General features: G+C 66.5%; 26 protein-coding genes and 1 pseudogene. 17 read left to right on the forward strand and 10 right to left on the reverse strand.

The window, feature by feature from the left end:
- Nucleotides 1–1,215, forward strand: coding sequence for an MCE family protein (locus A5781_RS06740; RefSeq protein WP_067203024.1), 1,215 nt, complete (start codon nucleotides 1–3; stop codon nucleotides 1,213–1,215).
- On the opposite strand, the gene A5781_RS06745 is transcribed toward A5781_RS06740, so the two are convergent.
- The 5 genes from A5781_RS06745 to A5781_RS06765 all read right to left on the reverse strand — a co-directional run bounded on the left by A5781_RS06745 (nucleotide 1,197) and on the right by A5781_RS06765 (nucleotide 6,562).
- Entirely contained in the window at nucleotides 1,197–1,832 is a 636-nt protein-coding gene (locus tag A5781_RS06745) for a CPBP family intramembrane glutamic endopeptidase (protein WP_067203027.1), read from the reverse strand. The genes A5781_RS06740 and A5781_RS06745 overlap by 19 nt on opposite strands.
- A gap of 19 nt (nucleotides 1,833–1,851) precedes the next feature.
- On the reverse strand, nucleotides 1,852–4,149 hold the full coding sequence (gene purL, locus A5781_RS06750; protein ID WP_067203029.1) for a phosphoribosylformylglycinamidine synthase subunit PurL: 2,298 nt from the start codon (nucleotides 4,147–4,149) through the stop codon (nucleotides 1,852–1,854).
- Nucleotides 4,150–4,198: 49 nt separating this feature from the next.
- Nucleotides 4,199–4,546 (reverse strand): VOC family protein, encoded by a 348-nt coding sequence (locus A5781_RS06755; RefSeq protein WP_067203032.1) that lies wholly within the window; start codon nucleotides 4,544–4,546, stop codon nucleotides 4,199–4,201.
- A 70-nt stretch (nucleotides 4,547–4,616) separates the two neighbouring features.
- Nucleotides 4,617–6,143, reverse strand: coding sequence for a multicopper oxidase family protein (locus A5781_RS06760; protein ID WP_067203034.1), 1,527 nt, complete (start codon nucleotides 6,141–6,143; stop codon nucleotides 4,617–4,619).
- Nucleotides 6,140–6,562, reverse strand: coding sequence for a hypothetical protein (locus A5781_RS06765; protein ID WP_067203036.1), 423 nt, complete (start codon nucleotides 6,560–6,562; stop codon nucleotides 6,140–6,142). Before A5781_RS06765 ends, A5781_RS06760 begins: the two co-directional genes overlap by 4 nt.
- Nucleotides 6,563–6,875: 313 nt before the next feature.
- Here A5781_RS06765 and A5781_RS06770 point away from each other — a divergent pair, with 313 nt between their 5' ends.
- A complete protein-coding gene (locus A5781_RS06770) occupies nucleotides 6,876–7,325 on the forward strand; it encodes a nitroreductase family deazaflavin-dependent oxidoreductase (protein WP_067203041.1) in 450 nt (149 codons plus the stop codon).
- Nucleotides 7,326–7,372: 47 nt separating this feature from the next.
- Entirely contained in the window at nucleotides 7,373–7,741 is a 369-nt protein-coding gene (locus A5781_RS06775) for a DoxX family protein (protein WP_067203044.1), read from the forward strand.
- 12 nt (nucleotides 7,742–7,753) lie between these two features.
- Here the strand turns inward: A5781_RS06775 and A5781_RS06780 are convergent, their stop codons facing one another.
- A complete protein-coding gene (locus A5781_RS06780) occupies nucleotides 7,754–9,022 on the reverse strand; it encodes a M18 family aminopeptidase (protein ID WP_067203164.1) in 1,269 nt (422 codons plus the stop codon).
- Nucleotides 9,023–9,188: 166 nt separating this feature from the next.
- On the opposite strand from A5781_RS06780, the gene A5781_RS06785 reads away from it, so the two are divergent.
- The 3 genes from A5781_RS06785 to A5781_RS06795 all read left to right on the forward strand — a co-directional run bounded on the left by A5781_RS06785 (nucleotide 9,189) and on the right by A5781_RS06795 (nucleotide 11,797).
- Entirely contained in the window at nucleotides 9,189–10,199 is a 1,011-nt protein-coding gene (locus A5781_RS06785; protein WP_067203046.1) for a Dyp-type peroxidase, read from the forward strand.
- Nucleotides 10,196–10,993, forward strand: a complete 798-nt coding sequence (locus tag A5781_RS06790; RefSeq protein ID WP_067203048.1) for a family 1 encapsulin nanocompartment shell protein — start codon at nucleotides 10,196–10,198, stop codon at nucleotides 10,991–10,993. Before A5781_RS06785 ends, A5781_RS06790 begins: the two co-directional genes overlap by 4 nt.
- Before the next feature lie 63 nt (nucleotides 10,994–11,056).
- Nucleotides 11,057–11,797: an SDR family NAD(P)-dependent oxidoreductase gene (locus tag A5781_RS06795; RefSeq protein ID WP_067203051.1), complete on the forward strand. Its 741-nt coding sequence runs from the start codon at nucleotides 11,057–11,059 to the stop codon at nucleotides 11,795–11,797.
- Between the two features lie 14 nt (nucleotides 11,798–11,811).
- Here the strand turns inward: A5781_RS06795 and A5781_RS06800 are convergent, their stop codons facing one another.
- Nucleotides 11,812–13,506: an MOSC and FAD-binding oxidoreductase domain-containing protein gene (locus A5781_RS06800; protein ID WP_067203053.1), complete on the reverse strand. Its 1,695-nt coding sequence runs from the start codon at nucleotides 13,504–13,506 to the stop codon at nucleotides 11,812–11,814.
- A 203-nt stretch (nucleotides 13,507–13,709) separates the two neighbouring features.
- Here A5781_RS06800 and A5781_RS06805 point away from each other — a divergent pair, with 203 nt between their 5' ends.
- The 7 genes and pseudogenes from A5781_RS06805 to A5781_RS06840 all read left to right on the forward strand — a co-directional run bounded on the left by A5781_RS06805 (nucleotide 13,710) and on the right by A5781_RS06840 (nucleotide 20,434).
- Nucleotides 13,710–14,582 carry an alpha/beta fold hydrolase gene (locus A5781_RS06805; protein ID WP_067203055.1) on the forward strand — a complete coding sequence of 291 codons (873 nt, stop codon included), beginning with the start codon at nucleotides 13,710–13,712 and terminating at the stop codon, nucleotides 14,580–14,582.
- Nucleotides 14,583–14,647: 65 nt separating this feature from the next.
- Nucleotides 14,648–15,966, forward strand: a pseudogene (locus A5781_RS26515) (TetR/AcrR family transcriptional regulator).
- Between the two features lie 145 nt (nucleotides 15,967–16,111).
- Nucleotides 16,112–17,158, forward strand: a complete 1,047-nt coding sequence (locus tag A5781_RS06820) for a zinc-binding alcohol dehydrogenase family protein (RefSeq protein ID WP_067203063.1) — start codon at nucleotides 16,112–16,114, stop codon at nucleotides 17,156–17,158.
- Nucleotides 17,159–17,220: 62 nt separating this feature from the next.
- Nucleotides 17,221–17,814, forward strand: coding sequence for a TMEM175 family protein (locus A5781_RS06825; RefSeq protein ID WP_231990651.1), 594 nt, complete (start codon nucleotides 17,221–17,223; stop codon nucleotides 17,812–17,814).
- Between the two features lie 2 nt (nucleotides 17,815–17,816).
- Nucleotides 17,817–18,497 (forward strand): haloacid dehalogenase type II, encoded by a 681-nt coding sequence (locus A5781_RS06830; RefSeq protein WP_067203064.1) that lies wholly within the window; start codon nucleotides 17,817–17,819, stop codon nucleotides 18,495–18,497.
- Between the two features lie 26 nt (nucleotides 18,498–18,523).
- Nucleotides 18,524–19,975 carry an NAD(P)/FAD-dependent oxidoreductase gene (locus A5781_RS06835; RefSeq protein WP_067203066.1) on the forward strand — a complete coding sequence of 484 codons (1,452 nt, stop codon included), beginning with the start codon at nucleotides 18,524–18,526 and terminating at the stop codon, nucleotides 19,973–19,975.
- Nucleotides 19,976–19,978: 3 nt separating this feature from the next.
- Nucleotides 19,979–20,434, forward strand: coding sequence for a cupin domain-containing protein (locus A5781_RS06840; protein ID WP_067203069.1), 456 nt, complete (start codon nucleotides 19,979–19,981; stop codon nucleotides 20,432–20,434).
- 4 nt (nucleotides 20,435–20,438) lie between these two features.
- Here the strand turns inward: A5781_RS06840 and A5781_RS06845 are convergent, their stop codons facing one another.
- Nucleotides 20,439–20,846: a VOC family protein gene (locus A5781_RS06845; RefSeq protein ID WP_067203072.1), complete on the reverse strand. Its 408-nt coding sequence runs from the start codon at nucleotides 20,844–20,846 to the stop codon at nucleotides 20,439–20,441.
- Between the two features lie 131 nt (nucleotides 20,847–20,977).
- Here A5781_RS06845 and A5781_RS06850 point away from each other — a divergent pair, with 131 nt between their 5' ends.
- The 4 genes from A5781_RS06850 to A5781_RS06865 all read left to right on the forward strand — a co-directional run bounded on the left by A5781_RS06850 (nucleotide 20,978) and on the right by A5781_RS06865 (nucleotide 24,846).
- A complete protein-coding gene (locus A5781_RS06850; RefSeq protein ID WP_067203075.1) occupies nucleotides 20,978–21,796 on the forward strand; it encodes a GntR family transcriptional regulator in 819 nt (272 codons plus the stop codon).
- A gap of 97 nt (nucleotides 21,797–21,893) precedes the next feature.
- On the forward strand, nucleotides 21,894–22,370 hold the full coding sequence (locus A5781_RS06855) for a hypothetical protein (RefSeq protein WP_067203078.1): 477 nt from the start codon (nucleotides 21,894–21,896) through the stop codon (nucleotides 22,368–22,370).
- Between the two features lie 207 nt (nucleotides 22,371–22,577).
- The gene (locus A5781_RS06860; protein ID WP_067203081.1) at nucleotides 22,578–23,393 is read left to right on the forward strand and encodes a lysophospholipid acyltransferase family protein; all 816 of its coding nucleotides are present in this window, start codon (nucleotides 22,578–22,580) and stop codon (nucleotides 23,391–23,393) included.
- 73 nt (nucleotides 23,394–23,466) lie between these two features.
- The gene (locus tag A5781_RS06865) at nucleotides 23,467–24,846 is read left to right on the forward strand and encodes a wax ester/triacylglycerol synthase family O-acyltransferase (protein ID WP_197503726.1); all 1,380 of its coding nucleotides are present in this window, start codon (nucleotides 23,467–23,469) and stop codon (nucleotides 24,844–24,846) included.
- On the opposite strand, the gene purQ is transcribed toward A5781_RS06865, so the two are convergent.
- Nucleotides 24,843–25,517, reverse strand: a complete 675-nt coding sequence (gene purQ, locus A5781_RS06870) for a phosphoribosylformylglycinamidine synthase subunit PurQ (RefSeq protein ID WP_067203085.1) — start codon at nucleotides 25,515–25,517, stop codon at nucleotides 24,843–24,845. The two genes, A5781_RS06865 and purQ, sit on opposite strands and share 4 nt — an antisense overlap.
- Nucleotides 25,514–25,753: a phosphoribosylformylglycinamidine synthase subunit PurS gene (gene purS / locus A5781_RS06875; RefSeq protein ID WP_066955000.1), complete on the reverse strand. Its 240-nt coding sequence runs from the start codon at nucleotides 25,751–25,753 to the stop codon at nucleotides 25,514–25,516. Before purS ends, purQ begins: the two co-directional genes overlap by 4 nt.
- Between the last annotated feature and the right edge of the window lie 7 nt (nucleotides 25,754–25,760).

Consider the following 25,760-nt stretch of genomic DNA (forward strand, 5'->3'; position numbering starts at 1 on the left):
ATGGAGCGTCGTCGCCTGCGGCGCGGGCCACCGTACAAGACCGTCGGCCTCGTGACGATCATCGTCATGGGTTTGGCCGGGTCGCTCCTGTACCTACAGTTCCGTGGCGACCTCACGCCGACGACGAAGCTCACCATGGTCGCCACCCGGGCCGGACTGGTGATGGATCCGGGATCCAAGGTCACCTACAACGGGGTGCAAATCGGCAGGGTGGCGAGCATTTCCGAGATCACCCGCGACGGCAAGCCGGCCGCCAAGGTGGTCCTTGATATCACCCCCCGGTTCGTCCCGATGATCCCGGCCAACGTGGCGGCCGCCATCAAGGCGACCACGGTCTTCGGCAACAAATACGTCGCGTTGAACTCGCCGCCTCAGCCCGCGACCCAAGCGATCACACCGTCGACCGTGATCGATGCGAGGTCGGTGACGACCGAATTCAACACCGTGTTCGAAACACTCATCTCGATCGCCGAGAAAGTCGATCCGGTCAAGGTGAATCTGACGCTCAGCGCGGCCGCGCAAGCCCTGACGGGATTGGGCGACAAGTTCGGCGAATCTGTGGTCAACGGCAACACGATCCTCGACGACGTGAATCCCCAGATGCGCGAAATCCACGCCGACATTCAGCAGTTGGCCGCGCTCGGTGACACGTACGCCAACGCCTCGCCGGACTTGTGGGACGCGCTCGACCACGCGGTGACCACGGCGCGTGCGCTCAACCGCCAGCAAGCCGACCTGGACGCGGCGCTGCTGGCGGCGGCCGGACTGGGCGGCACGGGCGCCGACGTATTCGGTCGCGGCGGACCGTACCTGGCGCGGGGGGCCGCCGATCTGGTCAGCTCCAGCCAGCTGCTCGACGAGTACAGTCCGGAAATCTTTTGCACCATCCGCAATTTCAATGAAGTCGGACCCAAGATCCACAACGCCCTCGGCGACAACGGCTACTCGCTGGGTGCCCACGCCGCGGGCGCAATCGCCGGGGCACCCAATCCGTACATCTGGCCGGAGAATCTGCCCCGGACCAACGCCAGGGGCGGCCCCGGCGGCCTGCCGGGCTGTTGGCAGACGATCACCCGGCAGCTGTGGCCGGCGCCGTTTCTGGTGATGGACACCGGCGCAAGCATGGCCCCCTACAACCACTTCGAACTCGGCTCACCACTTTTCGTCGAGCATGTGTGGGGTCGGCAACTGGGCGACTACACCATCAACCCGTGACGCCGCACGCCCAGCGCGGCGATCGCGCCGGCCTCGTTGATGGCCAAGTGCACCAACATGGGCGCGGCGATGCTGCCGGAACAGTCTGCCAGCCAACCGAATAACCAGCCCGCGATGCCCGTCACCAAAACGGTGCCCACCACCGGGTCACCCGCCGACCTCGCGTCCGCGACGTGGGAGAGCCCAAAGCACGCCGCTTGCAACAACCTTCCACCCGACCTGCCGCACGCCCCGGAAGCGGCGACGGTCAGCGCGGCGCGAAACGCGGCCTCCTCGGCCCAGACGGTCCCGACGGGGATGCGCAGCAGCAACCAGCCGGACACCGATCCGGGCGGCTCCCGCTCGGCCATCGATGCCCGCACCGAAGGCACCGCCGTCGTCGCCGCGATCACGCTCGCCGCCGCCGCGCCGGTCGCCGACCCAAGCCGCAGCCCCGCCCACAGCCGCGGCGGAGATAAACCCAGCGGAGCACGCGTCACCAGCACCAGCAGGCCGGCCGCACCCGCCTGCACCGCGGCGCGCCAGGCCGTGGGCAGTCGCGGGCCGACGAAGCTCCAGCCAACCAGGGCGGCGGCCAAAGAGAACGCTTCCGCCCGGCGAAAACCGGTTCGGCCCATCAGGATTCGCCGCTAGGGCTCATCCGAAGAGGCGGGGCAGCACCGCCTCGGACGTCTCGCGCAGTTCCTCGAGCGACACGGTGAACAGGCCCTGAACCTCCACCCCGTCCGAGGCCTGATCGACGACGCCGATGCGCACCGGGGGCAGCCCCCGCGCCTCACACATCGCCCGGAACCGGCTCTCCTCGGTACGCGGCACCGCCACCAAAACCCGGCCCGCCGACTCGGAGAACAACGTGACGAACGGATCGGCACCCTCGGGAAGCACGATGCGGCAACCGGTTTCGCCCGCCAGGGCAGCCTCCACGATCGCCTGCGCAAGCCCGCCCTCGGACAGGTCGTGCGCCGCGGACACCAGCCCGTCGCGGGAGGCCGCGGTCAGCACCTCGGCCAATAACTTTTCGCGCGCCAGATCGACCGCGGGCGGCAGCCCACCCAGGTGGTCGGCCGTCACCTGCGCCCAGATGGACCCGTCGAGTTCATCGCGCGTATCGCCCAGCAGCATCAGGGCCTCGCCCGGTTCGCCGCCCAGACCGGTTGGGATGCGCCGGCCGACATCGTCGAGCACACCGAGCACACCGACCACCGGCGTGGGCAGAATCGCCGCCGACCCAGTCTGGTTGTAGAAGCTGACGTTGCCGCCGGTGACCGGAATGCCAAGGGCCGCACAACCATCGGCCAGCCCTCGCACCGCCTGAGAGAACTGCCACATCACCCCGGGATCTTCCGGAGAGCCGAAATTGAGGCAGTTGGTCACCGCGACCGGGGTGGCGCCGGTGACGGCGACGTTGCGGTAGGCCTCAGCCAGCGCGAGTTGGGCTCCGACATAGGGGTCGAGCAGCGTGTAGCGCCCCGACGCGTCAGTCGACAATGCGATGCCGCGGCCGGTGGTTTCGTCGACGCGGAGCACACCGCCATCGGCGTGCTCGGCCAGCACGGTGTTGCCGCGCACGTAGCGGTCGTACTGCTCGGTGATGAAGGCGCGGCTGCACAGGTGGGGGCTGCCCAGCAGTGCAAGCAAAGTCGCGCGCAGTTCCTCCCCGGTCGTTGGCCGCGGCAGGCTGGTGGACCGGTCGGCGTTCAGGGCATCCTGCGATTCGGGCCGTGCGACCGGCCGCTGGTACACCGGGCCCTCGTGCGCCACGGTGCGCGGCGGCACGTCGACGATCGTTTCGCCGCGCCAGGTGATCCGCAACCGGTCGCCGTCGGTGACCTCGCCGATCACCGTGGCCAGCACCTCCCATTTGCTGCAGACCGCCAAGAAGGCGTCCACGTTCTCCGGCGCCACCACCGCGCACATCCGCTCCTGCGACTCGCTGCAGAGCACCTCCGCGGGCGTCATGTCCTTGGCCCGCAACGGGACGAAGTCGAGCTCGATCGCCATCCCGCCGTCCCCGGCAGACGCTAATTCCGAGGTAGCGCAAGACAATCCGGCCCCACCCAGATCCTGGATGCCGATCACCAGGCCGCCCGCGTAGAGCTCGAGGCAGCACTCGATCAGCACCTTCTCCATGAAGGGGTCGCCCACTTGCACCGACGGGAGCTTCTTGCGGGACCCTTCGCTGTCGAAGGTTTCCGACGCCAGCACCGACACCCCACCGATGCCGTCGAGGCCGGTGCGCGCGCCGAACAGGATGATCTTGTTTCCGGTGCCCGAGGCGAACGCCAGGTGCAGGTCCTCCTGGCGTAACACGCCGACGCACAACGCGTTTACCAACGGATTGCCGGCGTAGCACGCATCGAAGACCGTCTCGCCGCCGATGTTGGGCAACCCGAGCGAGTTGCCGTAACCGCCGATGCCACGGACCACCCCGTCGACCACGCGGCGGGTGTCGGGCGCGTCGGCGGCGCCGAACCGAAGCTGGTCCATCACCGCGACCGGTCGGGCCCCCATGGCCATGATGTCGCGGACGATGCCGCCTACGCCGGTCGCCGCGCCCTGGTAGGGCTCGACGTAGGAGGGGTGGTTGTGGGACTCCACTTTGAAGGTGACTGCCCATCCGTCGCCGATGTCGACCACGCCGGCGTTTTCGCCGATGCCCGCCAGCATGCCGGCGCGCATGTCGTCGGTGGTGGTCTCGCTGAAGTAGCGCAGATGAACCTTCGACGACTTGTACGAGCAGTGCTCGCTCCACATCACCGAGTACATCGCCAGCTCGGTGTCGGTGGGTCTGCGGCCCAGGATCTCGCGGATCCGCTCGTACTCGTCCTCTTTGAGGCCCAGCTCGGCGAACGGCTGCGGCTGGTCGGGGCTGGCAGCGGCGTGCTCGACGGTGTCGGTCGCCTGGGTGCGGGCGCTCGTCCCGGAGACAGTCACGCCAGACAGTCTAGGGCGACGCCGCTATCGCCGTGGGGTCGCCGCGTGGCTATTGACCGACGACGCAGAAGACGTTGCCCTCCGGGTCGGCCAGCACCACCCAGCGAAAATTGTCACCGAACCTGTGCCGGCCGACCTCCGTGGCCCCGGCGGCCGTCAGCCGGGAGACCTCGGCGTCAACGTCGGCGGCACCGAAGTCGAGGTGCACGCGGTTTTTCCCGGGCGTGGGATCGGGCACCTTCTGGAATCCGAGCCGGGGTCCTTCCGACAAGCTCACTGCGGTGAACTCGTCGGCTAGCAATTCCTGCGTCGTACCCCCGAACTGCTCGGCCCACCATCCGGCCAGCATCGCGGGGTCGCTGCAGTCGAAAGTGATCATCTCCACGTTGAGCGCCATACCGCCAGACCTTAGGCCTCGGACTGACTCGGGTGAAAGGACTGCGCGCATCGCCGAGGCAACCCGGCGGTTAAGCGATTGTCAGGAAGTCGGCCATCATGGCCATGTCCTCGTGCTCGAGGTTGTGGCAATGCAGAAGGTAGGAGCCGGCGTAGTCGGTGAATCGGGTGAGGACTTCCACCGCCTCGGCCGGGCGGACGTCGACGGTGTCCTTCCAGCCCACGTCGAAACGTCCGGGTGCGCGGTTGTTGCGGGACAGCACTTGGAACGAGTTCAGGTGCACATGAACGGGATGGTGGAACTCGGTGATGAACCGCCAGATTTCCGTCGTGCCGGTCCTCGGGCGCGCCAGCGGCCGGCCCGGTTGATACGGCAGGTCGTTGATCGTCCATACCCCTCTTCTGCCTAGGCGGAAGAGGAAGGTCCGAGTGCCCACCACTTGCTCTCGGCTTAGGGGGGTGCTTGTGCTGAGCCGCTCGGGGACCGCCGAATCATCGGAACGATCGGTACCGACGATGTCGAACCGCATAACCTCGGCGGCGCTTCCGGTACCCAACAGGTTGAGGAGGCGCACGCTTGTTCCGCGTTGGTAGCGGCCGAAGTCGACCACGACCTCGAAGCGTTCGCCCGGAGCGATATCGATGGAGTCATGGCTTACCGGCCGCGCGAGCAATCCGCCATCACTGCCGATTTGCACCAGCGCCGACCCTCCGGGCGGCTGCGGGTCCAATTGCAGCCGGTAGCGACGGGCGTTGGATGCGTTGAGTAGCCGCAGGCGATAGCGGGCAGGATCGGTTTGCAGCACCGGCCATGGCGCACCGTTGACGAGGATGACGTCACCCAGGACGCCGTTCATGTAGTCGCCCGTCGCCCCACCGGACTCAGCGGCCGGGTACCGAAACGAACCATCGGCGGCGAACGCACGATCGGTGACCATCAGCGGGATATCCCGGAAGCCGCGAGGCAGCGGCAACGCGTCTTCCTCGTCGTCGTGAATCAGGTGAAATCCGGCTAGCCCGCGCCACACCGCGGCGCCGGTGTAGCCCATGCGGTGATCGTGGTACCACAACGTGGCGGCCCGCTGATCCATCGGATAAACGTATTCACGTTGTCCGACAACGGTATTGCGTGCCATTTCCATAGCGGCGGGTTGACCGGCCTGCGGCAGGATGAGATCGGTCGGGTACCCATCGTGGTCTGGCGGGGTGTGCCCGCCATGCAGATGTACCACCACCGGCACCGGCAGAGCGTTGCGGTGCCGCACGACGGTGCGTCGGCCGGACCGTGACGCGATAGTGGGGCCCGGGAAGCTCGTGTTGTAAGTCCATGCCGCAGTGGTTATCTCGGGCAGGATGCGCAACTGCGTGACCTGCTGTGTGATCTCGTAGTAGTCGGTGTGGGCATCGGTGCTGACTGGCGTCAACTGGTCCGGGATCGGCAGCGGGACTTGGTACCGGGCGGGAAGTTTGGTCTCACTGCGAATCAGCCGTCCCGACTCGGCGGAGCCCAGCAGTGCGTGCGACATTGGCCAGCTGGCGCCCACGACGCCGATCCCTGCCGCGGTGGCGCCCAACCGCAACGCGCTGCGCCGATTCACCGAGTCACATCCTGCTGTTCCGCGAGAGGGTGTGCGGTCAGCGGCAGACGCCAAACCGACGCGGTCAGCTGCAGGATTCCCGCAACGAGCAGGACCCCGAGTGGAACGTGCAGGCCCGTCAGCCGCAATTCACCCGAGGCGAACTCGGCGACGAAGAGAATTGTCACGAGCGTACCGACCGCTATCGGCCACCGCGGCCCGCCTGTCCTGCTGACGATCACCAGCGCAACCACCTGCACGACGGAGAGCAATGTGGTCACCCTGGCGCCGACCGAGTGCAGCATCAGTGCGTTGTACTGCCCGCCCAGGAAACTGCCGGCGAATGCGGCCTGGGCCACCGCCAGGATCGCCAACGTGGCGCTGGTAGCACGGGCGACTACCCGGGGCCAGCGTCGGCCGTGCCAGTTATCCGCTGTCATCGCGGCACACCCGCTCCGCCAAGGGTTTCGTCGACGCTGTTCTTCCGCCGGATTTGGTTGGCGTCGCGAAACCACCAGCCTGCGTACAGCTTGGCGCCTGTCATGGTTCTCCTTCGTCATGGGCGTCGGACATCCGTGCTCAGGAATGACGACGAGACGGCGCTGCGAAAAGTTACGGACGCAGTTGTAACTTTCTACGCCGACGATCCGTCCTTGAATTACGAGCTGCGAGTGGGCTTCGGTTACCACCTCGGCGGTGCCCCGTCACAGCCGATTCCACGCTCACCGCAACGGAATACACCAAGGAGAAGTGATGTCGAACCCGACGCCGCCCCGCTGGCTGAAGCCGATGAACAAGTTCATGATCGCGATGCAAAAGCTCGGCGTACCCACGGGACCGCCCATGGTATTGACGGTGCCGGGCCGCAAATCTGGGAAGCCACACAGCACGCCGATGACACCCTTCAGGCTGGACGGACAGCTTTTTGCCGTGGCCGGATTCCCCGGTGCAGATTGGGCACGCAATGCGCGCGCCGCCGGCGCCGGGACGCTGCGCAAGGGCCGAAAGGTGCGACGTGTCAGGATAACTGAGCTGACCGCCGAGCAAGCTCGCCCGGTGTTGCGGGAATACCCGAACGAAGTGCCGGTCGGTGTTGGCTTCTTGAAGCGCTCGGGCCTGGTGCGCCACGGCCATCCCGAAGAGGTCGAGGCGCTGGCCGGCCGGATCGCCGTGTTCCGGCTGGACCCCATTCCGGCGAGCTAACGCCGGACGATTCCGCTATAGGTCGACGATCCCCGGAAGCCACCAACATGTACACCGCTTACCTTGTCGTGACAATAATTGCCGTTGCCCTCGACGGATTTTCGGGCGTGAGCGCGCTCCTCCACTTCGCGCCCATCATTCCGCCCATGAGACGGGCCGGGGTTCCGCTGTCCTGGCTCAGATTTCCCATCGGCACCCTGAAAACCTTAGGTGCGCTCGGGCTTGTGGCCGGACTGTGGGTTCCAGCAATCGGCATCGCGGCCGCGGCCGGGCTAACCATCTTCTTTATCTGCGCGATGTACACCCACGTACTCGCCAACGATATTTCCGGTCAGTTCGTCTTCGCCGGGTTCCTGCTCACGCTCAACGCCGCGACCTTCGCACTCACCCTGATCGCCCACCCCGCTGCCGTTTAGGCCTGAGGAACCTCAGAATGACTCAGGCGAAAGGAACGCGCGCATCGCCGCCGAGTAGGTGCCTACGTCGTGGGCGCCCATCAACTCGCGCGCGGAGTGCATCGCCAGCTGCGCGGCGCCGATGTCGACGGTGGGGATGCCGGTCCGGGCCGAGGCCAGCGGCCCGATCGTCGACCCACAGGGCAGGTCGGCGCGGTGCTCGTAACGCTGCAGGGCAACCCCGGCCTGCTGACAGGCCAGCGCGAAGGGCGCGGCCGTGCGCCCGTCGGTGGCATAACGCAGGTTCGGGTGCACCTTGAGCACCGGCCCGGCGTTGACCTCGATGAGATGGCCGGGCTCGTGCCGCTCCGGATAGTTGGGGTGGGTGGCGTGCGCCATGTCCGCCGAGGCCAGCAATGACGCGGGCAGCCGACGCAGGAAGTCCTCCCGGGTGCCGCCGGCGGCGAGCACGATCCGCTCGAGGACGGTGCTCAACAGGTTGGACTGCGCACCGTGATCGGAAGACGAACCGACTTCCTCGTGGTCGAAAACCACCAGCACGGGCAGGACGCCCCGTGGCTCGGCAGCCAGCAGAGCCTCCATCCCCGCATAACAGCTGGCCTGGTTGTCCAGCCGGGGAGCGCTGAGCAGGTCGCCCTCGGCGCCGAGCACCGTCGATCGGGTGAGATCGTGAGTCATCAGGTCGGCGCCCAGCACGGCGGCCGGCGCAACCCCGGCGCGTTTCGCGACGAAGTCAATGAACGACCTGGCTTCGGCGCCGGCGCCCCAGACCGCGTTGACGTGTCGCTGGGGGTCCAGCGTCAGTGATTTGCGGTCCTCGGCCAGGTGAATGGCCAGCTGCGGTACCCGAAGGATCGGCTCGTCTATCCGGACCAGCCGGTGCTCGATCCCCGTGCCTTGATTCGAGTGCACCGATAACCGTCCGCTGATGCCCAGGTCGCGGTCCAGCCAGGAGTTAAGCCACGCTCCGCCGTACGGTTCCAGCGCCACGACACGCCAACCGGCGACCAGCCGATCGGGATGCTGCTTGACCCGCAGGTTAGGGCTGTCGGTGTGTGCGCCGACGATCCGGAACGGGCCGTCGGGCCCGTCGGAATTCCAGGCGACCAGCGAGCCCGCCCGCACGGTGAAGTACCGACCCGGTCCGTCCGGCCAGCGTTGGGCCTCGCTCAGTTCGGTGTACCCGGCGGCGGTCAGCCGCGCCGCCACCGTGGCACAGACGTGAAACGGCGACGGAGAAGCGTCGATGAAATCGCAGAGGCCTGCGGCGCTGGCCGACATGTTCAACATCATGGCTGTCGACCACAACGGAGTTCACGCTAGGTCCGATTGCGCGGCTCCTTCCTCGCGCACTTCCTGCGCTCGCCGTCGCCACGCTCGGTCCGATTGCGCGGCTCCTTCCTCGCGCACTTCCTGCGCTCGCCGTCGCCACGCTAGGGTCAGCAGAGTGCCTCCCGTCCAGCCACAGCCGATCCTCGAGCCATTGACGCCTGCGGCTGTCTTCCTGGTAGTGACCATCGACGACGGCGGAGAAGCGACGGTGCACGACGCGCTACCCGAGATTTCCGGCCTGGTGCGCGCGATCGGCTTCCGCGAGCCGCCGAAACGGTTGTCCGCCATCGCCTCGATCGGCTCGCGAGCCTGGGATCGCTTGTTCTCCGGTCCGCGTCCCGCCGAGTTGCACCCGTTCGTCGAACTGGAAGGCCCGCGGCACACCGCCCCGGCCACGCCCGGGGATCTGCTGTTCCACATCCGGGCCGAGAGCTTGGACGTGTGTTTCGAATTGGCCGACCGCATCCTGAGGTCAATGGCCGGTGCCGTCACCGTCGTCGACGAGGTACACGGATTCCGCTACTTCGACAACCGCGACCTGTTGGGCTTCGTCGACGGCACCGAAAACCCCGACGGCCCGTTGGCCGTCAGCGCCACCGCCATCGGCGCCGAGGATCCCGAATTCGAGGGCTCGTGCTACGTACACGTGCAGAAGTATCTGCACGAAATGTCATCGTGGAACGCGCTGTCGGTCAGCGAGCAGGAGTTGGTGATCGGCCGGACCAAACTGGAGAACCTCGAACTCGACGACGACCAAAAGCCGGCCAACGCCCACATCGCTCTCAACGTCATCACTGACGACGACGGCACCGAGCTGAAGATCGTGCGGCACAACATGCCGTTCGGCGAGCTCGGCAAGGGCGAGTACGGCACCTACTTCATCGGCTATTCCCGCGCTCCGCGGGTCACCGAACAGATGCTGCGCAACATGTTTCTCGGGGATCCACCCGGAAACACCGACCACATCCTCGAGTTCTCCACGGCGGTCACCGGTGGCTTGTTCTTCTCCCCCACTGTGGACTTTCTCGATGATCCACCGCCACTGCCCGCAGCGCCGGTGGCGGAAACGTCTGTTGCACAAGACGGCTCACTTTCGATCGGAAGCCTGAAAGGAACCCCTTCATGAACAACCTCTACCGCGACCTGGCACCGGTCACCGAAGCCGCTTGGGACGAAATCGAAACGGAGGCGACCCGTACATTCAAACGCCATGTCGCCGGGCGCCGGGTCGTCGACGTCAGCGGCCCCGGCGGTCCGGTCACCGCGGCGGTCAGCACCGGCCGCTTGATCGACGTGGCGGCACCGTCCGACGGCGTGGAGGCTCACCTGCGGGCGAGCAAACCCCTTGTCCGGCTAAGGGTTCCGTTCACCCTCTCGCGTTACGAGATCGACAACGTCGAACGTGGTGCGCAGGACTCCGACTGGGACCCGGTCAAGGAGGCCGCCAAGAAGTTGGCGTTCGTGGAAGACCGGGCGATCTTCGAGGGCTACGCCGCCGCGTCGATCGAGGGCATCCGCTCCGCCAGCTCGAACAAGCCGCTGACCTTGCCGGCCGATCCTCGCGAAATTCCGGATGTCATCACGCAGGCGATCTCCGAATTGCGGCTGGCCGGGGTCGACGGCCCCTACTCGGTGTTGTTGTCCGCCGACGTCTATACGAAGGTCAGCGAGACCACCGAACACGGATATCCGATCCTCGAGCACATCGACCGGCTGGTTCCGGGAGACATCATCTGGGCGCCGGCCATCGACGGTGCTTTCGTGCTGACCACCCGCGGCGGTGACTTCGATCTGCAGCTCGGGACCGACGTGTCGATCGGCTACACGAGCCATGATGCGGACACCGTGCAGCTGTATCTGCAGGAGACGCTGACATTCCTGTGCTACACCGCCGAGGCGGCGGTCCCGCTGGGCTCCTAGGAATAAAAGCCGGGGAGCGGCTGCTGTCGGTGAGGCAAGTGAACTTCTCACCAGGAGGATCCGATGGCAGCAACAATGGCCGGCTCCACTGCGCTGGTGACCGGGGCCACGTCCGGTATCGGCAAGGAAATCGCGCTCCAACTCGCGGAACGCGGGGTCGAGGTTGTGGTACACGGCCGCGACGCCGAACGCGGCGCGAAGACCGTGCGCGAGATTGAAAATGCCGGCGGTAGGGCGCGTTTCGTCGCGGCGGACCTCAATGACGGCGAAGACGTCCGCCGGTTGGCCGATGAGGCGGGGCCGGTGGACATATTGGTCAACAATGCCGGCGTCTACCAATTCGGCGCCACCGTGGACACCGACGATGCGACGTTCGAACAGCACGTGGATGTCAACCTGCGCGCCCCTTACATTTTGGTCCAGCAGTTGGTGCCGAGAATGATTGAGCGCGGCGGTGGCGCGGTGGTCAACGTGAGCACCGTCGCGGCGTCGGTGCCGGCGAGCGGCGCGGGCATCTATGGCGCCACCAAAGCCGGCCTGGAGCTGCTGACGCGCGTCTGGGCGGACGAGTTCGGCCGGTCGGGGGTGCGGGTGAACGCGATCGCGCCGGGGCCAACCGACACTCCCGGTGTGGCGGTCCTACCGGGCGTGTTGGACGCGGTGGCGGCCAACACCGCGATCGGCCGGCCCGCCGAGTCGAGTGAAATCGCCAGCGCGGTCATCTTCCTCACCTCTCCCGACGCCAGTTATGTCAACGGCGCTGTGGTGCCCGTGAGCGGCGGTCAACGCGCGATCGCCGCCTGACGCAACGGTTTTCGTTACAGGTCGAGCACCAGCTCGCTCTCCGGGGCCGCCGAGCAGATGAGTACGGTCCCCTGCTCGGGGGGCTCCAGCGGCGGCTGCACGTAACTGGCCCTGCCGGCGACAACGCCGGTGACGCACACATGACACACGCCGCTCCGGCAGGAGAACCGGGTGGGCACGTCGCAAGCTTCGGCCAGCTCGAGGATGCTTCCGAATCGGGATGACCAGTTAACCGTTAGGCCGCTGCGCGCGAAGGTGATCGACGGGCCCGTTCCCGCAAGTCCCGCCGGCGGGTGCGGTGGCGTACGAGGGGCGCCATCGACGATGCCCGGATTGATCGACGGCAGGGCGCCGAATAGCTCGCTGTGGATCCGCTCGGGGGCCAGGCCCTCCGCGGTGAGTGCGTCGCGCATGTCGCTCATGAATTGGTTTGGGCCGCAGAGGTACGCAGTGGCGTTAGCTGGGATACCCAGCGCCGCGAGCGCCGACCGGCCCAACCGCCCCTGTGTGTGCGTATAGAACACCGACTGCCGCGCGCGCGGCAACGACTCGATCAAGCTGGCGACTTCGGCTGCGAACGCTTGTGTTTGAGGACTGCGGGCGGTGTGCAGCCACCAGATCTCGCGGGGGCTGCGGACCGCCGCGAGCGCATGCAACATCGCCAAGACCGGGGTGATGCCGATTCCCGCCGAAAGCAGCAACACTGGGCCGTCACCCTCGGTGAGGTGAAATTCGCCTCGTGGGGCGGCGGCCTCGACGACCGAGCCCGCTTCGACGTGCTCGTGCAACCATCGGCTCACCAGACCTTGCTCTTCACGTTTGACGCTGATGCGGTAGTACCCGGCGCCGGGGTCGCCCGAAAGGGAGTAACTGCGCAGCGGCACTGGTGCGCCCGCGCCGGGGATTCGCACCGTCAGGTATTGCCCGGGGAGCGGCGGTGGGAGACTCGCATGGTCGTCGGCCGCCAGCCAAAGGGACATCACCTGTGAGCTTTCCCGGCGTATTTCGCTGACACGCAAGGGACGAAAGCCCTCCCACGCCGGCTGCGCTTGGGCTGTGGATTCCTGCTGCGCTGTCAGCATGTCGCGGAACGACTGCTGCCAGCCCGGGCTGAGCGGGGGGACGTCGACGACCCTGTGAAGTCGGTCGAGGTCGCGGTTCGGCAGATAAAGGAGCGCATCGACGTCGGCGACGCTGAGCTCGTGTCTACCACGGTGGGTACGCACGATGTCATCACCGGCGCGGACCTCTCCCTCGGTGATCACCCGGAAATAGAAGCCCGGGCGCCGTTGGGCGACAAGCAAGTTCGGCATTCTGGGTTCGTTCAGGCGCAGACCAACGCGGAAGCAGGTGACCCTGGGCTGGGTCACCTCGAACTCGGCCCCACCGATCCGGTAGCGGTCACCGATGCACACATCGTTGTCGGGCAGCCCGGTGATCGTGAAGTTCTCCCCGAAGTGGCCGGGCGCGAGGTCGTCGCGACCCAGGTAGCTCTTCCAGAAGTCGTATGACTCGGTCTGGTAGACCATTACGGCGCGCTGCTCACCGCCATGGCCACCGAGATCGCCCTGGGCGTCGCCGTCGATGTTCAGGCGGCGCACCATGACCGGCCCCTCGACCGGTGTTTTCCAGATCCCGGTGTAGACGGTCTTGTCATGCCACTGAACGTTCTTGGGCATGCCGACGTTCACCGAGATCAGCTTGCCCACGATGTCACCTCCGGGCTTCGCCAGTGGGACGGCCGGCCCAGAATATGCCGCTCCGCGCCGGAGGGCAACAGGAGGCGGGACTGTTGCGCCGTGCCCGCTCTGGTGCATACTGGGTCGTACAACCCAAAATACCGCTCCGGTGGATTCCGTGCCCGTCCGCCCAGCGCGTGGTGTTCGAGGGGCGAAACTGAGGAGGACATGTCATGGCGGCTGTGCATCATCGATACGCCACCGTCGACGGCCACCGGCTCTTCTTCCGCGAAGCGGGCGACCCGAACGCTCCCGCGCTGGTGCTGTTGCACGGGTTTCCGACCAGCTCCTACATGTTCCGGCATCTGCTTCCGGCACTCGCCGACGATTTCCACGTCATCGCGCCGGATCACCTGGGCTTCGGGCTTTCCGACGCGCCGTCCGTGCAGCAGTTCGACTACACCTTCGACGCGCTGACCGACCTCACTGCCGGCTTGCTGAGCGCGCTCGGCATCAACAGACATGCCATGTACGTCCAGGATTACGGCGCACCGATCGGTTGGCGGCTGGCGCTGCGCGACCCGTCGGCGATCACCGCGATCATCACCCAGAACGGCAACGGCTACGACGCGGGATTCGTCGACAGCTTCTGGAAGATCGTGCGGGCCTACCAACGCGAACAAACGCATGAGACGGAGGCCGCGGTACGGCAGTTCCTTACGCTGGACGCCACGCGATGGCAATACGTCACCGGCGTTCCCGACGAGACCCTCGTCGACCCGGAATCGTGGCATCACGACTACGCGCTCATATCGCGGCCAGGCAACGACCTGGTGCAGCTGAAACTGTTGCGAGACTATGCCACTAATGCGCCGCTCTATCCACGCTTGCACGAATACTTTCGCGCCAGCCAGGTGCCGCTGCTGGCGGTGTGGGGTCGCAGCGACGAGATCTTCGGTCCGGCCGGCGCCGAGGCGTTCGCCGACGACCTGCCGGATGCCGAGATCCGCCTGCTCGAGGGCGGCCACTTCCTGCTGGAGTCCGCACTGGACGACGTCGCCACGCTGATCCGCGGCTTCCTAACCAAGGTTGACATGACCGCCTGACCGGTTCCGGGATCAATGGGTTGGATATCCCATAGTTCTCGAGCCTCGCGGGTTAGCCTGACGCGATGGCCCATTCCGGTGTCCAAGACGAACAACGGTTGACCGCCAAGGGGCGTGCCACCCGGGACCGCATCGTGGAAGCGGCCGCCCAGCTGATCGTCACCGAGGGCCTGTCCGCGGCGAACATGGAAAACGTTCGCAAGGCGGCATCGGTCAGCGGTTCGCAGCTCGCCCACTATTTCGCCGACAAGAGCGCACTGATTCGCGCGGTCCTCAGGCGTCAGATCGGGGTGGTGCTCGACTTCCACCGGCAGCCCAAGCTGGGGTGCCTGGATTCCTTCGAAGACTTCGAGCGGTGGATCGACCTCAACATGCGATACCTCAGGCGCATCGGATATTTCGGCACACCCACCTACCACGCGCTTGCCGCCCAACTGGCGAAGTCCGACGACGCGACGCGCGAAACGCTGGCGGCCGGCTATTGGCAGTGGGTCGAGCTGCTCCAGGCAGCGATCCAGCGGATGAAGGATGGCGGCGCCTTGGTCGCGGACGCCGACGCTCGACGATTGGCGATGGTCATCGTCGCCGCCCATCAGGGCGGGGGTACCTTGGCCTTCACCTACCGGGCGGAGTGGCCGCACGCGGATGCGGTTCGCTTCGCGATCAATTACTTACGCAGCTTCGCCACCGACCCCGGCGAGCGGGTTGCCCGGCCTGCGCGGCGTCCACGGGGCCGCCGAAGGACCGTCACGTGAGCGACGACAGCCCAGCGCGATTCACCAGCAAGGGACTGGCGACTCGCGCGCGCATCGTTGACGTAGCCGCCCGTCTGATGTTCGAGCGGGGCGTCGCCAACACCAGCATCGAGCACGTACGGCGCGCGGCGGGGGTGGGCGGCTCTCAGATCGCGCACTATTTCCGGGACAAACGCGATCTGACCCGCCAGGTCGTTGCCACCCGCCGCGAAGACGTGCGGGCATTTCACACCCAGCCACCGCTGGGCGCCCTGGACAGCGTCGACGCCCTGCAGGCATGGGCTGACGCCTGCGTCGCCGACATAGACGCCGTGTACCGCGTCGGCGGTTGCGTCTACGGCTCCTTGGCGGGTGAGCTGATCGACGCCGACGACCAGATACACGACGACCTCTCCGCCGGCTATGACCAGTGGATCGACCTGTTTCGGGCCGGCCTGACGGCGATGCGCCGACGCGGCGACCTGCGCGCCGCCGCGGACCCCCGCCACCTGGCGGTGTCGCTGGTCGTCGCGCATCAGGGCGGTGCGCTGTTGACGTATGCCACCGGGGATCCGGAACCGCTGCGGACCGCCGTCAACGCCGCCGTCGACTACGTCCGCTCGTTGGCGACACCCACGCGCAAGCGCTGAGCCGAATCGAGACAACCCCCTGGACAGAATGGGATGCATAGCCCATAATAATTGGGTCAGCTGGCCCATTATGTACGGGAGCCCTAACCGCGGGTTCGCACCTCCGGATTCGTTGGGGCGGCCAGGAATTTGGGAGGAACGGCACGTGTCCACCACCGATGCACCCCAGCTGCCGACCGCCCCCGCGATGGTGCGCGAGCAGCCCGGCGGGGAAACGATGCGCGCGATCATCCTTGACGGGTTCGGCGCCCCGGACAGGCTGGTCTACGCCGATATTCCGAAGCCGCTGCCCAAGGACGGCGAAGTGGTGATCGAAGTCAAGGCCTTCGGACTCAATCACGCCGAGATGCACATGCGGCGCGGGGAATGGGCCGAAGCCGCGGAAGTCAGCGGCATCGAATGCGTCGGTGTCGTCGACACATGCCCGGGCGGCGAATTCCCCTTGGGCGCCAAGGTGGCGGCCCTGATGGGTGGTCTGGGCCGAACCATCAACGGCAGCTACGCGCAGTACACCCGCGTACGCGCGGCGAACGTCGCCCTCATCGAAAGCGAGCTGCCATGGTCGGATTTGGCCGCGCTGCCCGAAACCTACGCGGTCGCTTGGACCTGCCTCTTCCGCAACCTCAAGCTGAAAGCCGGCCAGACGCTGGTGTTGCGCGGCGCGACATCGTCGTTGGGCCAGGCCGCGCTGAAGATGGCCGTCGCCGCCGGTGCGCGCGTCATCTCCACCGCGCGGAATCGCGGCCGGTTTCCGATGCTGGAGGAGCTGGGCGCGTCGCGCGTCGAATTGGAAAGGGGCGACCTGGCCGACCGCCTCCCCGAGGCCAAGCGGGTAGACGCGGTCCTGGACCTGGTCGGCAACAGCACCATCCTGGACTCCCTCGACATGCTGCGCCGCGGCGGAACGGCCTGCTTGGCGGGCTGGCTGGGCGGACTCGACCCGATCGGGGATTTCAATCCGCTGCTGCGCATGGCAAGCGGCGTCAACTGGAACTTCTTCGGCAGCTTCGTCTTTGGAACTCCCGGATTCCCGCTGTCGGACGTCCCTCTGCAAGACATCGCGCGGCAGGTCGCCGAGGGCGCTCTGGAGGCCAAGCCATCTCGCGTCTTCTCCTTCGACGAGATACGTGAGGCGCACCGGGTGATGGAAGCGGGGGAAGCGGGCGGCAAGATGGTCGTGGTGATGCGGTGAGCTACGCCGTTTCAGCACCGGGGCCTATCGGACTCTCGCCCCTTCCGGCCTGAGGAGGCGTCGTGGTCGCGAGGAAAACCAGCCCGGGCCGGGTGGAAGCATTTTCGGACGGTGTATTCGCCGTCATCATCACGATCCTGGTGCTGGAGCTCAAACCGCCGGCCGCGCACAGCTTCAGCGCCCTGCTACCGCTGTGGCCCACCGGCCTGAGCTATGTAGTCAGCTACCTGTTCATCGCGATCGTGTGGGTCAACCATCATCACTTGTTCAGCTACGCGGAGCTGGTGACGCCGCGGCTGGTGTGGTCGAATTTCGCGCACTTGTTTTCGGTGTCGCTCCTACCGATCACCACCGAGTGGATCGCCGACAGCAGACTGGCCGCTGAGCCCGTGGCTTTGTACGCGTTCGTGTTCGTCCTCGTCAACGTCACCTATCTCGCGCTGTGCCGCGAAGTGGTCGACCGGCCGGCCCACGAAGACCTCACGGACCGGATGCGCGGGTTGTTGCGGATGCGGTCATTCATCACGATGGGCATCTTCACAACGGCGGGGGTGGTCGCACTTTGGTTGCCGTTGCTCGGGATGGCTTTGATTTGCCTGTGCTTGATCGGGTACCTACGGCCGGACGTGCCCACATTGCGGAAGATCGAGGCCTGACCATGACCACACCGTCCGTCCTGGTTTTCGACGTCAACGAGACGCTGCTCGATATCGACTCTCTCGCACCGCTGTTCACCGATGTGTTCGGTGAACAGCGGGTACTTCGCGAGTGGTTCGCCCAGCTGATCATGTACTCGATGTCAGCAACATTGGCGGAAAGCTACGTCAACTTCTCCACGCTCGCCCAAGGCGTGCTGCGCATGGTCGGCGACGTGCACCGCGTCGACGTCTCCGACGATGACCTGCACCGCCTGAAGACCGGCCTGCTCACCATGCCGGCGCACCCGGATGCCGCGGAAGGGCTCGCAAGGCTGCGAGACAACGGGTTTCGCCTTGTGACCCTGACGAATTCACCGCCCAACCCGGATGGGCCGACGGCGCTGCAGAGTTCCGGGCTGGGCGAATTCTTCGAACTACAACTGAGCGTCGATGCCTGCCGCGCCTTCAAGCCGGCGCCCACCGTGTACCGATACGCGTGCGAGACGCTCGGGGTGGCCCCGGCCGACTGCATGATGGTGGCCGCGCACGTGTGGGACACTCTCGGCGCCCAGAAGGTCGGCTTCAGCGCTGCGCTCATTACCCGGCCCGGCAATCCGCCGCTGCCGGTCGACGGGCTACCCCAGCCGAACCTCATGGTGGGTGACTTGCGGGAGCTTGCCGAGAAACTCATCGACAACTAAGAGACGCACGGGGAGGACCGCCGGCAATGGCAGCAGACACAGTGGTCTACGACGTCATCGTTCTCGGCGCCGGGCCGATCGGCCAGAATGCTGCGGAGCGTGCCCGGGCGGCGGGCCTGAGCGTCGCGCTGGTCGAGCGTGAACTCGTCGGCGGCGAGTGTTCTTATTGGGCCTGCGTGCCAAGTAAGGCCTTGCTCCGCCCGGTAATTGCCGTCTCGGAAGCCCGCCAAGTCGACGGCGCGCGCGAGGCGGTAAGCGGCCCCATCAATGCCGCCGGAGTTTTCGGACGCCGCAACCGTTACGTCAGCGACTGGGACGATAGTGGTCAGGCCGACTGGGTGAATCAGATCGGCGCAACCCTGGTGCGCGGCCATGGCCGGTTGGACGGCGCCCGACGAGTCGGCGTCACCGCTCCCGATGGTGCGACGGCCGTGTTGACCGCACGGCACGCGGTCGTGATCTGCACCGGAAGCCGGCCCGTCCTCCCCGACTTGCCCGGAATCGACGAAGCCCGGCCGTGGACCAACCGCCAAGCCACCGACAGCAGCAACGTCCCTGAGCGGCTCGCGGTGGTGGGTGCCGGCGGCGTGGGCGTCGAAATGGCAACCGCGTGGCAAGGATTGGGATCCCAGGTGACCCTCCTCGCGCGAGGTTCGGGACTGCTGCCGAAGATGGAATCCTTTGTTGGCGAGCTCGTCGGCCGCGGCCTCACCGATGCGGGCGTGGACGTGCGTGTCGGCGTATCGGTCCGCGCGCTGCACCGGCCCGACGGCGGACCCGTGACCCTCGAATTGGACGACGGCTCCGAATTACAGGTCAGCGAGGTACTTTTCGCAACGGGCCGGGCACCACTCACCGACGACATCGGCCTGCAGACCGTCGGTCTGACACCTGGCAGCTGGCTCGACGTCGACGACACCTGCCGGGTGCGGGCCATTCGGGACGGTTGGCTCTACGCGGCGGGCGACGTCAATCATCGGGCGTTGCTGACCCATCAGGGCAAGTACCAGGGCCGCGTTGCCGGAGCGGCGATCGGGGCGCGCGCGGCGGGTACCCCGGTGGACACCGCACCGTGGGGCCGGCATGCCACCACCGCCGACCATTACGCCGTGCCGCAGGCCTTCTTCACCAACCCCGAAGCCGCCGCGGTCGGCCTGACGGCCCGGCAGGCCGAGCGGGCCGGGCACCGGGTACGGACGGTCGACGTGCAAATCGGCGAAGTGGTGATGGGCGCCAAGCTTTACGCCGACGGGTACACCGGGCGGGCGCGGATGGTGGTGGACCCCGATCGCGGGCACTTGCTCGGGGTCACGATGGTTGGGCCCGGGGTCACCGAAATGCTGCACTCCGCCACCATCGCTGTCGCCGGTCAGGTGCCCATCGACCGGTTGTGGCACGCCGTGCCCTGCTTCCCCACGGTCAGCGAGCTGTGGCTGCGGCTCCTCGAGGCGTATCGGGATGCATCGGACCATAATTGACGCATGGCCACCACAGACGGATTCCACCCGGATTTCGACGAGGCAACACCCGAAGTCACCCATAATCGAGTGCACCACATCAGGGCATCGGACCTCAGTTCCGACACCGCGCAATCGGAGGGACTCCGTCGCTTCGCCGCGCTCAGCGGCGCGTCGGTGGGAGCTGAGAAGCTCTGGATGGGCGAGACACACGCAATGCCGTCGACCGTCTCGTCCAATCACCATCACGGCGATTCGGAGACCGCCATCTACGTGCGCAGCGGCCATCCGGAGTTCGTCTTTCACGACGGCGCCCAAGAGGTGCGCATCTCGACTTCGCCCGGGGACTACGTCTTCATCCCGCCTCACCTGCCGCACCGAGAGGAAAACCCCGATCCCAACACAACGGCGGAGGTCGTCATCGCACGCAGCACACAAGAGGCGGTCGTGGTGAACCTACCGGCGTTGTACCCGCTTTAGACCGCTATATCGTTGAGTAGACGGCGATTTCGACCAGATTCCCGTCGACGTCGCGGCAGTAGTGCGAGGTCATCGGGCCGAGGGCTCCGGTTCTAGTGACCGGTCCCGCGATGATCTGAACTCCGCAGTCGGCGAGGTGGGCGCGAACCTCATCCGGGCTGCTCAGCGTGATGAAGCACAAGTCCTCGGAACCGGCCGCTTCGACCGAAGCGGTGGCCCACTCGGAATCACCGGCCAGCGCCCCGACCGGCCGCAGGTTGAGTTTCTGCTCGCCGAAGCGCAGGGCGATCCGGCTAGAGGGACCAAACGTTTCTCGCCGCATGCCCAGAATCCGCTCGTACCACGCGGCGGTGGCCTCGACGTCTTTGCAGTTCAGCACGACATGATCAATCCGCTCCACCGCGAATCCCACGGCCAACCTCCTGTGGTGTCCAGCCCAAACTCGCTCGGCGCCAGAGTAATCCGACGGCGGGTGCCGGAGTGGACGACGAGGACCGGCCGCCGGCCTTTACGCCCTGCTCACCAGACGTTTTAATACGTCTTATGACCACCCGGTCGCTCGACCTCGGGTCCGCCGATCTGCGAGTCAGGCGCGGCAGCGTGCCCGCGAGCACCCAGCTCGCCGAAGCGCTCAAGGCCGCGATCATCAAGCAACGCGTGCCCCGTGGGGGACGCCTGCCCAGCGAGCGGGAGCTGATCGATCGATCCGGTCTGAGCCGGGTGACCGTGCGAGCGGCAGTCGGACTGCTCGAGCGCCAGGGCTGGCTGGTGCGGCGCCAGGGTCTGGGCACCTTCGTGACCAACCCGGTAAGACAAGAATTGGGCTCCGGCGTGCGGACGATCACCGAAGTCTTGGCGAGCTCCGGGATCACTCCACACGTCGACGTGCTGTCTCATCGCATCGATGAGCCCCCGCAACGAATAGCCGAAACGCTCGGCTTGTCCAAAGTCCTTTGCATCCACCGGCGCTTTCGCGACGGGGACGTACCGCTGGCGCTGATGATCGCCTATCTGCCGCCGGGACTGGGCAAGGCCGTCGAACCGCTGCTGTCGAGCGTGTCGGACACGCAACCCGCACGGGCGATGGAAAGCACCTACACGATGTGGGAGCGGCGACTGGGCATCCCCGTCGCCCGGGCCGGCTATGAGATCCACGCGGCGGGGGCCTCCGTCGAGGTGGCCGGCGCGTTGAATCTGCCGTTGGGCTCCCCCGTGCTTGTGCTCGAACGCATCAGCTACGGCAATGACGACAAGCCCCTGGAGGTCGTGGAGTTCCACTATCGTCCCGAGCGGTACCGGTTCTCGGTAACGCTGCCCCGGACCATGCCGGCGCCCGGTGCGGGGATTGTCGAGCGGCGCTGAAACGACCGACTTGACTCAGCCAATTCTCAACAGATTCTTCGGCGGCTCATGGCTTGTCTCCCAGCATCCACAAAGCCACTGGCCGCAGCATGTTTTTATGACGAACGAGCCCACGTGCGCAAACTTGGTCGAACGTTACCTGCGCACCCGCGGGCGACGCTATTTCCGTGGCCACCACGACGGTGAATATTTCTTCGTCACCAGCGCCCGCGCGTCCGTCGCGAGGCGCCTGCACGTCCACCTCGAGATCTCGCCCGAGCATGGCGACGTGCTGATCATTCGCGTGACTCCGGGGTGCTTCTTCCCCGCCGCCGAGCGCCCCTGGTTGGTGCACTTCTCCGACACCTGGAACCGCCAGGAACGCGAAGTCACCGTGATCGTGCACGGCTCGTCCGATCCACAGCGAATCGGTGTGGTGGCGCGCAGGTCGCACTGGATCCGGGAGAACGTTTCTTTCGAGGACTTCGCCGCCTTCGTCGACCGCACGATCGCGGACGCGACCGACCTCTTCGCCGACTTGAGCCCCGCCGTCGAACTGCCCACGGCGCATCCATTGCTGCGCGATGCCGGCTGATTCTCGCGCGCGGGTGCCACGCGTACCACCCGTGGTCACCGGGTGAGGGCGACGAGGGCTTTCTCATACACCGTCCGGCGCCGTCAGCAAACGAATATGCCATTCTCCTATCCGGAGAGTAGGCTATGCCGGTCCGGGACTCAGGTTTGAGATCTGCGTCACACCGGCAATCAATAGCAAACAGCAAGAACACGTCAGCGGGGAGCCATGACAGGCAGCGGTGTTGAGGCGGCCGAAAACCACGAGACCGCCAAGTGGGATCCGGCCTTCACCGAGCAGGTCTGCAATGCCATGGGGCCGGTCATCAAGCGGTGGTATCGGGCCGAGGTGCGCAATCTCGACAACGTCCCGCCGTCCGGCGGAGCGTTGGTGGTGTCCAACCACTCGGGGGGCATGCTCACCCCGGACGTGTTGATCTTCTCCCCGGCGTTCTACCAGAAGTTCGGTTACGACCGGCCCGTCTACACCCTGGGCCACTACGGCCTGTTCATAGGCCCCCTGGACGGCTGGCTGCGCCGCCTTGGGGTTATCGAGGCAAGCCGCGAAAACGCTGCCGCGGCGCTGCATTCGGGCGCGGTGGTGTTGGTGTTTCCGGGCGGTGACTACGACTCCTACCGGCCTACCTTCAGCGCCAACTCCATTGACTTCAACGGGCGCACCGGCTACGTGCGGACCGCCATCGAGGCCGGGGTGCCGATCGTGCCCATCGTCTCGATAGGGGGCCAGGAGACCCAACTCTTCTTGACCCGCGGCAACTGGCTGGCGCGCAAATTGGGGCTGACGAAGGCGCGCATGGACATCTTGCCGGTGAGCTTCGGGTTCCCGTTCGGGCTGAGCGTGATCTTCCCGCCGAACCTGCCGCTACCCGCAAAGATCGTCACCGAGGTGCTCGAACCGATCGACGTCACCGCCCAGTTCGGCGACGACCCCGACATCGACGAGGTCGACGCGCACGTGCGCGCGGTCATGGAATCGGCGCTCAAGCGACTCGCCGGTCAGCGCCGGCTCCCCATCCTCGGTTGACCCCCGATGACTGAGGGCGAGATGCCATGCGAAAGTCGTTACAGCACAAGCTGATTCCACGGCGAGGGGGCGGGTGAAAAGGCTCAACGGCATGGACGCCATGCTGCTCTACAGCGAGACGCCCAACCTGCACACGCACACGTTGAAAGTGGCGGTCATCGACCCCGCCGAATCCGAGTTCGGTTTCGAGGCGTTCCGCCGTCACGTTCGTCGCCGGCTGCACCTGCTGGAACCCTTGCGCTACAAGCTCGTCGACATCCCCTGGCAGCTTCATCACCCGATGTGGCAGGAGGACTGCGAGGTCGACCTCGATTACCACCTGCGGCGGGTGCAGGTGCCCGCGCCGGGCGGCCGGCGAGAACTCGACCAGGTGATCGGCCAGGTCGCATCGACGCCGCTGGACCGCAGCCGGCCGCTGTGGGAGTTTCACTTCGCCGAGGGTCTGGCCGGTGGGCGGTTCGCCCTGGTCGGCAAGATCCATCACGCGCTGGCCGACGGCGTGGCGTCGGTCAATCTGCTGTCCCGCGCCATGGATCTCGAGGACGGGCCGACCGACGAACGCGACAACAACGAAGCGGGCGCCACCGCTTCGACCGCCGACCTGCTGCGCGCCGCAGCCCGCGACCATGCCCGGCAGATCGCCGAGATGCCGGGGCTGGTCAGGGACGCCGCCGTAGGGCTGACGCGGGTGCGCCGCCGGTCCAAAGAACGCGGTGACCACCCGGACCTGGCCGATGCCTTCGACGCACCGCCGACCTTCTTGAACCACGTGGTATCGCCTCAGCGGCGATTCGCCAGTGTGACACTGCCGCTGGCCGACGCCAAGGCGACGGCCAAGGCGCTGGGCATCACCATCAACGACCTGATCCTTGCGACGGCCGCCGGCGGCCTGCGCACGCTGCTGTTGGCCTATGACGGCGCGGCCGACCGGCCGATCATCGCATCCGTACCGACGGCCACCGACAAGTCGGACCGCGTCACCGGCAATGAGATCAGCGGCCTCATGATCTCGTTGCCGGTACACGTCGCCGATGCCGCCGACCGGGCGCGGCTGGTGGCACTGGCAACTCGAATTGCCAAGGAAGACCACGAGATCCTCGGCCCGCAGCTCTACGGGCGACTAATGGCCTACCTGCCGACCGCCGCTGCCCCGGCCGCTTTCCGGTGGCTGGGGCGGCGCGACGCGCCGAACAAGCTGATGAACGTCGCTGTCTCCAGCGTGGTGGGACCGCGTGAGCGCGGGCACTTCGGCGGCGCGGCGGTCAGCGAGATCTACTCGACCGGGGTCTTGTCGCCGGGCGCCCCGGTCAATATCACCGTGTGGAGCTATGTCGACCATCTCGGCGTCGCGGTGCTCACCGACGACCGGACGTTCAACGACCCACACGAAGCGACCGACGCCATCAGCGCAGCATTCGCCGAATTGCGTGCAGCCGCAGGGGTTTCCGCCTAGACCGAAAGCACCGCGTCCAGCGCCGAATAGAACAGGCCCAAGCCGTCGTCGGAGGGGCCCGTCAACGCTTCGATGGCGTGCTCGGGGTGCGGCATCAGCCCGACGACACGGCCGTTGGCGGAGCTGACTCCGGCGATGTCGTGCAGGGAGCCGTTGGGGTTGTCGAGGTAGCGGAACACGACCCGGCCCTCCCCTTCCAGCTCGTCGAGCACATCGTCGGGGGCCACGTAGCGGCCCTCGCCGGACTTCAGCGGCACCAGCAGCTCAGCGCCCCATTCGAAACGCGACGTCCAGGCCGTCGAGATCGACGCCACTCGCAACCACACATCGCGGCAGACGAAGTGCAGACCGACGTTGCGAGTCAGCGCCCCGGGCAGCAGCCCGGCCTCGCAGAGCACCTGAAATCCATTGCAAATGCCCAACACTGGCATGCCGCGGTGCGCGGCGGCCACCACTTCACCCATCACCGGGGCGAACCGGGCGATCGCCCCCGCCCGCAGGTAGTCACCGTAGGAGAAACCGCCGGGTACCACCACGGCGTCGACGCCCTTGAGGTCGGCGTCGGCGTGCCACAGGCTGACCGCCTCGGCCCCGACACGCCGCGCCGCCCGGGCGGCGTCGACGTCGTCCAGGGTTCCGGGAAAGGTGATGATGCCGATTCGTGCCGTCACTTGGTTTCCCGGCTGATCGTCCAGTCCTCGATCACCGTATTCGCCAACAGCGTTTCCGCTATGTCGGCCAGCACCGAATCGTCGACGGTGTCGTCCACCTCGAGTTCGAATCTCTTGCCCTGTCTGACATCTGAGATCCCCGGATGACCGAGTCGGCCCAACGCGCCGACGATGGCCTGACCCTGCGGGTCGAGAATCTCCGCTTTGGGCATCACATGAACGACTACCCGGCCCACCGGCGCT

This window comes from Mycobacterium sp. 852002-30065_SCH5024008 (assembly GCF_001665645.1).
GTDB classification, from domain to species: Bacteria; Actinomycetota; Actinomycetes; order Mycobacteriales; family Mycobacteriaceae; genus Mycobacterium; species Mycobacterium paraffinicum.